The organism is Gordonia sp. NPDC003424 (assembly GCF_053588655.1).
Genome location: NZ_JBSFQJ010000038.1, coordinates 1 through 11,514, shown reverse-complemented (window position 1 = coordinate 11,514; position 11,514 = coordinate 1). Strand labels below are relative to the sequence as shown.

General features: G+C 68.0%; 8 protein-coding genes. 6 read left to right on the top strand and 2 right to left on the bottom strand.

The features are described from left to right. Window positions 1-253: 253 nt before the first annotated feature. The gene (locus ACWDTI_RS27190; RefSeq protein ID WP_449741257.1) at window positions 254-1,906 is read right to left on the bottom strand and encodes an NERD domain-containing protein; all 1,653 of its coding nucleotides are present in this window, start codon (window positions 1,904-1,906) and stop codon (window positions 254-256) included. Between the two features lie 94 nt (window positions 1,907-2,000). Next, window positions 2,001-3,065, bottom strand: coding sequence for an esterase/lipase family protein (locus ACWDTI_RS27185; protein ID WP_449741256.1), 1,065 nt, complete (start codon window positions 3,063-3,065; stop codon window positions 2,001-2,003). Between the two features lie 311 nt (window positions 3,066-3,376). Between ACWDTI_RS27185 and ACWDTI_RS27180 the strand changes: the two genes are divergently transcribed. Genes ACWDTI_RS27180 through ACWDTI_RS27155 form a run of 6 tightly spaced genes read left to right on the top strand, consistent with a single transcriptional unit; the run spans window position 3,377 to window position 11,240 of the window. After that, a complete protein-coding gene (locus tag ACWDTI_RS27180; RefSeq protein ID WP_449741255.1) occupies window positions 3,377-3,913 on the top strand; it encodes a hypothetical protein in 537 nt (178 codons plus the stop codon). 33 nt (window positions 3,914-3,946) lie between these two features. Then, on the top strand, window positions 3,947-5,278 hold the full coding sequence (locus ACWDTI_RS27175; RefSeq protein ID WP_449741254.1) for an SWIM zinc finger family protein: 1,332 nt from the start codon (window positions 3,947-3,949) through the stop codon (window positions 5,276-5,278). Further along, window positions 5,275-6,735, top strand: a complete 1,461-nt coding sequence (locus ACWDTI_RS27170; protein ID WP_449741253.1) for a DUF5691 domain-containing protein — start codon at window positions 5,275-5,277, stop codon at window positions 6,733-6,735. Before ACWDTI_RS27175 ends, ACWDTI_RS27170 begins: the two co-directional genes overlap by 4 nt. Then, window positions 6,732-7,832: an ATP-binding protein gene (locus ACWDTI_RS27165; RefSeq protein ID WP_449741252.1), complete on the top strand. Its 1,101-nt coding sequence runs from the start codon at window positions 6,732-6,734 to the stop codon at window positions 7,830-7,832. The genes ACWDTI_RS27170 and ACWDTI_RS27165 overlap by 4 nt, the downstream gene beginning before the upstream one ends. A gap of 10 nt (window positions 7,833-7,842) precedes the next feature. Further along, complete coding sequence (locus ACWDTI_RS27160) at window positions 7,843-10,074, top strand: DUF5682 family protein (protein WP_449741251.1); 2,232 nt, start codon at window positions 7,843-7,845, stop codon at window positions 10,072-10,074. Next, the gene (locus ACWDTI_RS27155; protein ID WP_449741250.1) at window positions 10,071-11,240 is read left to right on the top strand and encodes a vWA domain-containing protein; all 1,170 of its coding nucleotides are present in this window, start codon (window positions 10,071-10,073) and stop codon (window positions 11,238-11,240) included. Before ACWDTI_RS27160 ends, ACWDTI_RS27155 begins: the two co-directional genes overlap by 4 nt. Window positions 11,241-11,514: the final 274 nt, after the last annotated feature.

The window sequence follows — 11,514 nt, the reverse complement described above, 5'->3', positions numbered from 1 at the left end:
GCTGCGACGTTTCGGTTCTGCATTCATACATCAATTATCGAGCAGGGCAGCTTAATTGGATGTTAGTGACACACCCTATTACCGAAACAGCTTTAACTCTCAGTTCCCAAGCGGTGTAATCCGATATCGGTGGCCGAGTGACAAGAGCGCCATTGGCGCGATTCTCGGAACATCAGGTGAAGCTGCATGCCAACGATTTTCGAAGTCGGCAGCTCGTGAGAAGTGACGATCGCAGTCCGGGATCACCCGCTGATCACAATCCCAACCGAGACGCCACATCCGGACCCCCGACCTCCCGCACGAAGTCCGGGTCACCACACACCACCAGCTGATCCCGGGCACGCGAAAGTCCCACGTACAGGCGCTCTTTCGACCGCTCCCGCGGTTTCGACTCGTTCAACGCCAGTACGACGACCCGCCGCTCCAGCCCCTTGAAGCCGAGGACGTGGCCGTAGAACACCTGCTCGTCGTCCCAGAACGTGGCCCAGTACGCCTTGTTTCCCTGCTCCTGCCGCTCGACTTGCTCGGGATGTCGGCTGCCCGTGGTGAGCAGCGCGATGTCCTCGGGCCGCCACCCTTCCTCGAGCAGCGGGTCGATCTGGTCGTCGGCAACACCGAGTGCATCCTCGGAGCTGCACGCGAGGAAACGCACGGCGGGCCCCTCGCCGCCGCGCAGCTGCATCTGTTGTCCGACAAGCGGACTGAACGTCGTCGCGATCTGCCGGGTGTTGCGGAGGTTGTGGTCCAGGATCAGCGGCACCAGGGGCACGGCCGGCGATCCCTGGCGGTCGAAAACGCGTTGGGCTTCGTCGCTGAACACGTAGAGTCCGCTGTCCTCCTCGTCGCGCAGACAGGCCAGGATCGGCTTCCACCATTCGTCGGCGAAGTCCTGGGCCTCGTCGATCACGATCGCGTCGAACCGCTGCCCGGGTGGCAGTTGTTCGGCGAGTTCGAGCATTCGCTGCGGCAGATCGACCTCCCAGAACTGCGCCGCCTCCGTCGATCGGTCGAGTTCGTCGGGACCGGTGGGCGCACCCCACGTGACGCCGAGGTCGTGGAACTCGCCGACGTAGGCGAGTTGCGCCCGGCGCGACCATGTCGCCGTCAACCGCTCCAGATACGATGCCAGACCATGCGAATAGCACACCAGCGCAACCCGTTTGCCGGATTTAGAGAGTCGCCGCGCCTGCTCGATGGCCAGGAAGGTCTTGCCGCTGCCCGCCCCGCCGCGAATCTCGACACGGGACAGCTTGCCGATCGCACCGAGGATGACGGCCTGCTGGGTGGTGAGGGCATCGGCGGCGTCCTCGTGCTCCATGGCCCGGGCCACCACGTCGCGCTGCGGTAGTCCGCGCCCGCCGAGCACGGTACGCAGCTGCGCGACGCCGGTGGCGTCGATGGCCTGGAAGTCGCCCCGCTTCTGCAGGAGGACGTTGCGTACCAACGGCATCAGCTGGTCGAGCTGGGTGCGGTCGATGACCTTCCAGCGCGGGCAGTCGGGCAACGCGAAGTCCTTGGGCACCACGGAATGCGGCAGCACCACGAAGTGATCCCAGCGCAGCAGTCCCTGCGTCCATCGTGGGTCGTCGGTGACATACTCACGCAGCGCGTAGCTCGCCGCTCGTACTTGCTCGACCGGATCAATGCGCTTGTCCGGCTCGCCGGTGCGCTTCTGCCACCACGAGTCGCCGTCGTGCCACACCTCGCCGCCCTTGATCTCCAGCGACGCGATGCCGGCACCGTCGATCGCGACGACGATGTCGATCTCGTGGTCCTTGTCGTGGTCGGTGACCCGCTGCCCGGAGATGAGGAGATCTTCGTCGAACAGTTGGTCGCGCAGCAGATTCCACACGACTTCCTCGCTGCCGGCGGCGAATCGGGGGTGCTCGGGGATCGTCTGCGGCACTGGTGGGCTCCTCCCCTGCATAAAGTCGGTGCGGCTATCGCGCCGCACACCGTGTGATGGGCGTGAGGGTACGCGCCCACCCCGACAGACGAAGCTACGCCGCGCAGTGCGTGGGCCGGGCCGTCACCGCATAGACGTAGCAGCGCAACGGTGGTTCGGCCGGCACGTTGTAGAGCGGGGCGACGCGGAAGGCGTTGGCGTAGATCTGTGCGATTGCGCTGAGCTGGGTGGCCGCGGACACGTAGGGAGAGCCGAGCTGCTGCGCGCACACGCGTCGATCGACGCGGTCCGGGTCGGCGACGACACCCGGGTGTGCCAGGGTGTCGAGCACCAGGGCCAGTGTCGCGGGAGAACCCATCGTCACCGCGTGGTCGGGCGCGATGGTCGCCCAGCCGCCGCAAAAGTCCTGCAGCGCAATATTGGTCACGTTCGGCCCGGGCGGCAGCGCGGAGGCGTAGCCATTGAGGTTCGGCTGCACGACATTGCTGATCTGGTTGTAGATGACCGTGTAGCGCACCTGCGGGAAGGTCATCTGGCCCGAGTTCATGGCCGCGACGAAGTTCGACGAGTCCATCTGCTGCCACGTCGACGGCGGGCAGACGATCGCGACAATCGTGCACCCGAACAATGGACCCGTGGCGGTCCCGCGGTTGGGCGGCTCGACGCCGATCAGATTGTCGACCATCGGCCGGGTGTCCTGCCACCAACGCAGCGCCCACCGCGGCATCGGTCCACCGCCCTGACTCCAACCGACGATCTCCACCCGCTTCCCCGACCGTGCATGCAGCGTCCGGATAGCGTGCACGACGTACTCCCCGGCCACCTGGATATCGCCGGTGGTCGACTTCGGCACCGTGAGCGTGCAGTACGGGATGCCGAGCGCGTCGAAGGCGGGGATGAGGTTCCAGCCATACGACTGCTCGGGTGTCGTCGATGAACCCGGCAACAGCAAGACCTGTTCGCGGCCGGGAGTGCTCCCCGCGCCCTTGCAGACGAGTGCTTGATCGAGGGTGCGTTGCGGAACACTGAGCGCTGGTCCGGGCCGATTCACCGGCGCGAATGCCGACGGTGGCGGTACGGCATTCGCCAGCCCGCCGCAGAGGAGTGCGATCACCGCCGCGGCTGCGATTATGACCAGGTGTGTTGCCGCATGACGCATGGCGCCACCTCGCGTCGTTGAGAGAGTGCTCTGCTGACGTTACGCCCCCATCGGCCGCAGGAACACGACTGTTTGCGTGCCTAACCTGACCCCGTTCGACCGCCTCGACGACGGCGAGGCACACGGCCACGTCATGCTCGCCCTCGACGTGTGGCGTGGACGTGATTTCACCCTGCGGAACCGGGCCGTCGGCATGAGTTGGCTGCCGTTCGTCGACCCGCCCGAGCATGAGGAGACAGACGAGATGCGGGCGTGGTCGCCTTCAGCGGATCTATCGACTCAGCGACGACGAGAAGTCGGAGCTACAGGCGATGCGCACACAGACGCTCGGCCAGTTCGCCTTCCTCGCCGGCGTGATCGCCGCACGTATCCACGCCTACCCGTTGTGGCAGTGGCCGCTCTTCGACGACCACCACGTTCGGCTCGACCTCGAGGCACAGGTAACAGCGATCACCGCGAGTGCGGCCGCCCTGCACCTCCGCAGCGACGCCGACGTCATCGGTGCCTACATCGAGAAGGCCAGAGCCCTTGATCGTCGCGCGGAAGGGATTCTGGAGCGGCTCAACGCCTTTGCGGAGTATCGTGCGGTGGTCGCGGGAATCCAGGAGCGAGAAGACAAGCGGGTGTGGCTCGATCGGGTCGGAGCGATCGATGACTTCGAGAGTTCGGTCGACGAGGTGGTCAATCGCGGCCAGACCGAACACATTCGAGGGGTTGCGGTCGAGTCGGAGTTTCTGGCTGCGATGTATCTGGACACGCTCGAGCCATTGACGGCGTCTCTGGCGGTGGCGGAGGTAGAACGGTCCGTCGATTCCCACCTGAGCACCACCCGAACGGCGCCACAATAAGGGGATGTCGGAGCCCTGTGGTTGATTGGTCTCATGGCGGACAGATGGTCGGCCGACCAGATCCGGGCGCTGGCGCCGGATGTGGCGTCGGTGCGAGCGGGCGACAAGCTCGCCACCCCCACGCGGTGGCGTCAGACCGGCGCCACGGCCGCCGTGCTCTGGGGCGAGGGCAGCGGCACCCAGCCGTACCAGACGATCGTCGACCTGGGTGGCCCCGCGTACAAGTGCTCCTGCCCGTCCCGGAAGTTCCCGTGCAAGCACGCCTTGGGCCTGTTGCTGCTGTGGAGTCAGGGAGAGGTTCTCGACGCCGACACCCCGTCGGAGTCTGCAGCCGCGTGGCTAGCGGGCCGGACCGCACGCGCCGAACAGAAACCGGATGCGCCAGCCCCGGCCAAGGATCCCGAGCGCGCCGCGAAGACGGCCGCGGCGCGCGTGGACCGGGTGCGCGGGGGCATCGACGAACTCCAGCTCTGGCTCACCGATCAGGTCGGTCTCGGGCTGGCCGGTTCCGAGGTGGACACCTACCAAAAGTTCGACGCGGTCGCCGCGCGGCTCGTCGACGCGCAGGCCCCCGGCTTGGCCGCCCGCATCCGCCGGTTGCCGGCGCTGGTCTCCGGGTACTCGGGCGACGCCGTCGACTGGCCGGAACAGCTACTCGAAGAGTACGGCCGAATCTGGTCGCTTTGCACCGCACATCAACGCATCGACGAGCTGCCCGACGGTCTCGCCCGCACCGTCCGCCGCCACGTCGGCTATCCCGTTGCCAAAGCAGATGTGCTCGCCACACCGGGTGTCTCGGACACCTGGCTGGTGCTGGGGCGCCGGGAGACCGAGGAGGATCACCTGCAGAGCCGTCGCACGTGGATTTGGGGCGCCACGACCCGTCGGTTCGGCATGATCCTGGATTACGCACCCACCGGAGGACTCCTCCCGAACCGACCGGTCACCGGCCACTCCCTCACTGCGCCAATGCATTTCTACCCCGGGATGCCCGAACTTCGCTGCCTCTACGACGACGCCGCGCCATCGGAGACGCCACCTCCACCGACCGCCGACTTGGTGGACACGGTGCCCATCGGAGACATCCCCGCCGCACGACGACGTCGCGCCCGCATCATCGCCGACGACCCATGGGCGCTGACCTGTCCGGTCGTGATCAGCGGGAGACTCGCCCGCACCGCCGACGACACACCCGCCATCATCGACGCCACCGGCACCGCACTCGCTCTGCCCGACATCGCCGACCGGTGGGCGCTGCTGCTGGCGGCGACGGCGGGCGCCGAACTACGGCTGTTCGGCGAACTCGGCATGCGCGGTATCGACGCGATCTCGGTGATCACCGGCGAGCGGGTGATCGGACTGTGAGCACCTGGGAGGACACCGTGTCCGCAGCGCTGGTCGGCGTCCGCACCCGTCCGGTCACCACCGACGACATCGACCCCGTGATAGCCCAACATCTCCCCACCGAGACCACAGACCCGGTCGTCACCACGCTGACCATCGCCGCGCTGACCGCCGTGGCACACCAATCGGTCGGCGCGGATACCGTGGTGGCCGAACCGATCCCACCCGCCCCCGACGACCCACGCCCCCCGATGCCGGAGCTGGCGGCAACCTACGTGATACGGGCGATGGAGCTCACTCCACGTCTGGCCGACTGGTGCCTGACCCTCCTGGCGCACAGCACAGTTCAGCCCCCGCCGACCTTGCTGCCCGCGCTCCTCGCCCGCACCGCCCGCGATGTGGCGATCCGCGAGACGGTGGCACGGATCGTCGGACCGCGCGGACGCTGGCTCGCGCAGTACGCACCCGAACTCGGCGCCGTGCTGCCCACGGCCGCGTCGACCACGCTTCCCGACGACTCCACCTGGTCACACGGGCACCCCGAGGAACGTCGCGACTACCTGGCTGCGCTGCGCGACCGTGATCCGCAGGCGGCGCTGGACCTGCTCGTCCAGACCTGGGCCGCGGAGTCCGGCGATGACCGTGAACTCCTCATCACGGCACTGCGGCATAACCTGTCGGCCCGCGACGAGGCGTTCCTGGAGGGTGTGCTCGACGACCGGCGCAAGAGTGTCCGCACCGCCGCGGCGTCGTTGCTCGACGCCATCGAGGGATCGGCATTGCAGGACAGGCTTTTTCAGGCTGCTGCGGCGTGTCTCCGACTCTCGCAGACACGTTCGCGCGGGCAGCGCATCGTGGTCACCCTGCCCGCGAATCCGGCCGCCACGCTCGCCCGCGACGGCATCGTCCTCAAGGCATCCCGCGGTGTGGGCATCGGCGCGTATGTGCTGTCGCAGTTGGTGTCCCGCGTTCCACCGAACCGATGGGAAGAGTACTTCGCGATGTCCCCGGACGCCGTCGTCGCCACCATCGACCCCGGTGAGACCGAGTTCGTCGCGGCGTTGTGTGCGGCGGCGGTCACCCATCTCAACCGCCCATGGGCGAACGCCTTGCTCGCTCATCCGGCGGTGAGGTCAGAGGTTCTCGCGGTCGCCGACGAGCGCCACATCGTCGAGGCGTTCGCCACCCTGCCCGGCCCGCTCAAACTCGCGGCACTGCGGGCACTCCCAGGTCCGTGGCCGGATGCTCTGTGCCGCAGTGCTGTTCGTATGGTGCAGGCCGAGCTGTCCGGCACACGTTTCGTCTCGCCGGCAGCCGCCCAGATCATCAGCCTGATGTCCACGGGGTTGCCTGCCACCGACGGCTGGCGTCAGAGCGTCGACGCGATGCGCGACTCCGCACCGACCGCCACCACCCAATTCGCGACGCTCGGCGAGGCGTTGCGCATCCGATCCGTCCTCGAGAAGGAGCTCCCGTGACCGACGGCATCACCGACGAGCAGTTGCTGCGCCCGCACGCCGAGCAGCTCTACGCCGACGAACTGGCCGCCCTGGCCCGCCAGGACACCGGCAGCCGACCGTCGAACTGGTTGCTCTCCCCGGCCGCGGTGGTGACCTATCTGCTCGGCGGCGACCTCGACGACGGCACCGTGATCACCCCGAAGTACATCGGGCCGCGACGGCTGATGGAGGTCGCCGTCGCGACCCTGGCCACAGACCGCGCACTCCTGTTGCTCGGGGTCCCTGGCACCGCGAAAACCTGGGTGTCCGAGCATCTTTCCGCAGCGATCAGCGGGACGTCGACGTTGCTCGTGCAGGGCACGGCGGGCACTCCGGAGGAGGCGATCCGGTACGGCTGGAACTATGCGCGCCTCATCGCCGAGGGACCGTCGACGGCGGCGCTGGTGCCGTCGCCGGTCATGACCGCGATGCAGCAGGGCAAGATCGCCCGCCTCGAGGAGCTCACCCGCATCCCGTCGGATGTGCAGGACGCCCTCATCACCATCCTCTCGGAGAAGACGCTGCCGATCCCCGAGCTCGGCATGGAGGTGCAGGCGGTCAAGGGATTCAGTGTCATCGCGACGGCCAACGACCGCGACCGCGGTGTCAACGACCTGTCGTCGGCGCTGCGCCGCCGGTTCAACACCGTCGTGCTGCCGCTGCCGGCGACCGCCGACGAGGAGGTCGCGATCGTCACCCAGCGGGTGGCAGCACTCGGCGCGTCGCTGGACCTGCCGGACCTACCGTCGGCCGCCGAGGAGATCCGGCGGGTGGTCACCGTGTTCCGGGAGCTGCGTTCGGGCGTCACCGAGGATGGCCGCGCCAAGGTGAAGCAGCCCAGTGGCACTCTCTCGACCGCCGAGGCGATCTCGGTGATCACGCACGGCATCGCGATGTCGGCGCACTTCGGCGACGGCGTGCTCCGCCCCGCCGACACCGCCGCAGGCATCCAGGGTGCGGTGATCAAGGATCCCGCGGCCGACTCGGTGGTGTGGACCGAGTACCTGGAAAGTGTTGTGCGGGAACGACAAGACTGGTCCGACTTCTACCGCGCCGCGCGCCGGGCGCTGCGCTGAGATCGTGTCGATGATCGAGACCGCACTCGAACCGGGAACGTACGTGCTGGGGATCCGGCATCACGGACCCGGTTCGGCGCGGGCGGTGCTCGCCGAACTCGACCGCATCCGCCCGCAGGCGGTGCTCATCGAGGGACCGGCCGATGCGACGCCCCTCATCGGTGCGATGGTCGATCCCGGTATGGCGCCGCCGGTGGCAGTGCTCGGCTACGCCGCCGACAATCCGGCCAAGGCCGCGTTCTGGCCGTTCGCCGAGTTCTCCCCCGAATGGCAGGCGATGCGCTGGGCCGTGAAGAATGCAGTCCCCGTGGAATTCTGCGACCTGCCCACCTCGCAAGTCCTCGCCCACCGCGACGAAGCACCCGCCGACGAGCCACGCGCCCCGAGCCGCGCCGACCCGATCGGCACCCTGGCCGCAGCGGCCGGCTACGACGACCCAGAACGCTGGTGGGATGACGTCATCGAAACCCGCGGTGAAGGAACGGGTTTCGCAGCCATCACCGAAGCGATGGCGGCGCTGCGTACCGCGGCCGAAACCTTCGAACTCGGCGAGCCGAGCGCGGAGGAGGTGCATGAACGACGACGCGAAGCGCACATGCGGCAGGCGCTGCGCAAGGCGCTCAAGCGCCCTGGGGTGGAGCGGGTCGCGGTTGTGTGCGGCGCCTGGCATGCGCCGGCGCTCTCGGGGAAGCTGCCGCCCGCCACCGCAGACCGCAAGCTGTTGCGCGGCATGCCGAAGGTCCGCAGCAAACTCGCCTGGGTGCCGTGGACACATTCCCGGCTGGCCGCGGCCGGTGGGTATGGCGCCGGGGTGATCTCCCCCGGCTGGTATCACCATCTGTTCACCACTCCCGACGATGTCACCGTCCGCTGGCTCATCCACCAGGCCACCCTGTTGCGCGACAAGGACATCGACGTGTCGTCGGCCCACATCATCGAGACGGCGCGCCTGGCCGACACGTTGGCGATGATGCGTCGCCGACCCCTGGCCGGGCTCACCGAGATCAACGAGGCCACCCTCGCCGTCATGTGCCAGGGCGATTCCGCACTCGCCGACCTGATGTACCGCGAGGCGGTCATCGGGGAACGACTCGGCGGTGTGCCCGACGACGCGCCGGTGGTGCCGCTGCAAGCCGATCTCACCTCCAGCGCCCGCTCCGCGCGGCTCAAGGTGGAGCCCACCGCGCGCGAACTCGTCGTCGACCTGCGCCGTCCCGCCGACAAGGCCAAATCGCTCTTGCTGCATCGGCTCTCGGTGCTCGGCGTCGAGTGGGGTACACCGCTGGAGGTGTCGGGGACAGGGACGTTCAAGGAGGGCTGGACGCTGCGGTGGCGTCCAGAGTTCGTCATCGACGTGGTGATGGCGTCAGTGTGGGGGACGACGGTGCCGGCCGCCGCCACCGCCAAGGTCATCGACCAGGCTCGCTCGGGCGGCTCGCTCGACCGGGTCACCGGGGCGCTGGAGGCGGCGCTGCTCGCCGAACTGCCCGACGCGCTACCCCCGGTACTCACCGCGCTTCATGAACGGGTGGCGGTGGATCACGATGTGCTACATCTGATGTCGGCGTTGCCGGCGTTGGGTCGAGCGCGACGCTACGGTGACGTGCGCGGCACCGACACCGCAGCGCTCGGCTCGGTCGCGTCGTCGTTGCTGCTGCGTGTCTGCGTCGGCGTGCCGGCGGCGATCTCCAACCTCAACGACGATGCGGCCGCCGAGTTCAAACGCGGACTCGACGCCGTGCACCAGACGGTGTCGCTGCTCGACGAGGAAGATCGGGATCGGTGGGCCGCCGCGGTGCGGGTGATCGCGAATCGGTCCGACGTCAACGGACTACTCGTCGGACGCGCGACGCGACTGCTGCTCGACGGCGGGCAGATCGACGCCGCCGACGCCGCCCGACGGCTCGGCCTGGCGCTGTCCACGGGGGCGACGCCGGTGGCCAAGGCGCAGTGGATCGAGGGGTTTCTCGGCGACGGCGGGCTGCTGCTCGTGCACGATCGTCACCTGCTGGCCGTCATCGATCGGTGGCTGATCAGCCTCGGCGACCAGGACTTCACTGACGTTCTCCCGTTGCTGCGCAGAACCTTCGGCGAGTTCGACGCCGGGGTCCGCCGCAACATCGGCAATCGGGTCGCATCGCTGGGTGAGGCTCCCGTCGCTGCCGCGCCCACCACCACTTTCGACGCCGAGCTCGCCGCGCCGGCGGTCGCCGTCGTCGCCGGAATCCTGGGGCTGCCATGACCGAGACCACTGACGAGCGCGGCCGCCGCTGGCGACTTGTCCTGGGTGACGCGGCCGCCGAGTCGCTGCCGGCGCTCGGTGGCGCCGACTCCGCGATGGACGGTGCGCTCGGCGCCCTCTACGACAGCAGCGGAGATCGCAAGGGCGGCTTGGGAAAATCGGCGCCGTCGGTGGCCCGCTGGCTCGGGGACATCCGCACCTACTTCCCGTCCACCGTGGTCCAGGTGATGCAGCACGACGCGGTGGAGCGCCTCAATCTGCATGCGCTGCTCACCGAACCGGAACTGCTCGACAGTGTCGAGCCGGACATCGACATGGTGACCACGCTCATCGGTCTGGGCCGTGCGATCCCCGCGAAGTCCAAGGCGTCCGCAAGGGCGTTGGTGCGCAAGGTCGTCGACGAGGTGGAACGCCGCGTCGCCGAACGCACCCGCAGCGCCGTCGGTGCCGCGCTCGACAAAGCCGCCCGCGTCAACCGCCCCAAGCTGCACGACGTCGACTGGAATGCCACCATCGCACGGAATCTGCACAACTACCTGCCCGAGCACAAGACCGTTGTGCCCGAACGACTCGTCGGCTATGGACGGCGTTCCCGGGTGGTCACCAAGGACATCGTGTTGGCCATCGACCAATCCGGATCGATGGCGAATTCGATTGTTTACGCGTCGATCTTCGGCGCCGTCATCGCCACGATGCGCTCGGTGCGGACGTCGCTGGTCGTGTTCGACACCGAGGTCGTCGACCTCACCGACAAACTCGAGGACCCGGTGGACGTACTGTTCGGCACCACCCTCGGTGGCGGCACCGACATCAACCGCGCCATCGCCTACTGCCAGACACTCATCACCCGCCCCACCGACAGCATCTTTGTCCTCATCTCCGACCTCTACGAAGGCGGCGTGCGCGACGAGATGCTCAAGCGGGTGGCGCAGGTGAAGGGTGACGGCGTGCAAGTCGTTGTGCTGCTGGCACTCTCCGACGAGGGCGCGCCCGCCTTCGACCGGGAGATCGCCGCGGCGCTAGCTGGTCTCGGGGTGCCGGCGTTTGCGTGCACGCCTGACGCGTTTCCGGATCTGCTGGCTGTGGCGATCAATCGCGGCGACATTGTCGGGTGGGCCGATGCGAATGAGTTGGCGCGGCGGGGGATGTCGGATGACTCCGACTGACCTGGGACCGTCACCATGCAGGCATCTATCGGCGCTCGGCTTCCAGTTACGCTTGGATCGGTTCGGCTGATCAGAAGGATCGCACCTCCCGCTGATCGAGTATCCGAGCTTGCGTGGCGCCACCCATCCCGCTGATCGAGGAAGGCTCCGAGCTTGCGAGGCGCCGCATCGAGATCACCTGTAGCCCGGACTCAAGGGATCGACGCAACACCCTGACCTGTGGAGGTTGCGGTGGCGGATCGGGAACGGATGCGGGCGTTGGCGGTGAAGTGGT

Coding starts and splice junctions, on each gene's coding strand:
- ACWDTI_RS27185 (WP_449741256.1), bottom strand. CDS start 3,065: ATGCGTCATGCGGCAACACACCTGGTCATAATCGCAGCCGCGGCGGTG.
- ACWDTI_RS27155 (WP_449741250.1), top strand. CDS start 10,071: ATGACCGAGACCACTGACGAGCGCGGCCGCCGCTGGCGACTTGTCCTG.
- ACWDTI_RS27160 (WP_449741251.1), top strand. CDS start 7,843: ATGATCGAGACCGCACTCGAACCGGGAACGTACGTGCTGGGGATCCGG.
- ACWDTI_RS27180 (WP_449741255.1), top strand. CDS start 3,377: ATGCGCACACAGACGCTCGGCCAGTTCGCCTTCCTCGCCGGCGTGATC.
- ACWDTI_RS27175 (WP_449741254.1), top strand. CDS start 3,947: ATGGCGGACAGATGGTCGGCCGACCAGATCCGGGCGCTGGCGCCGGAT.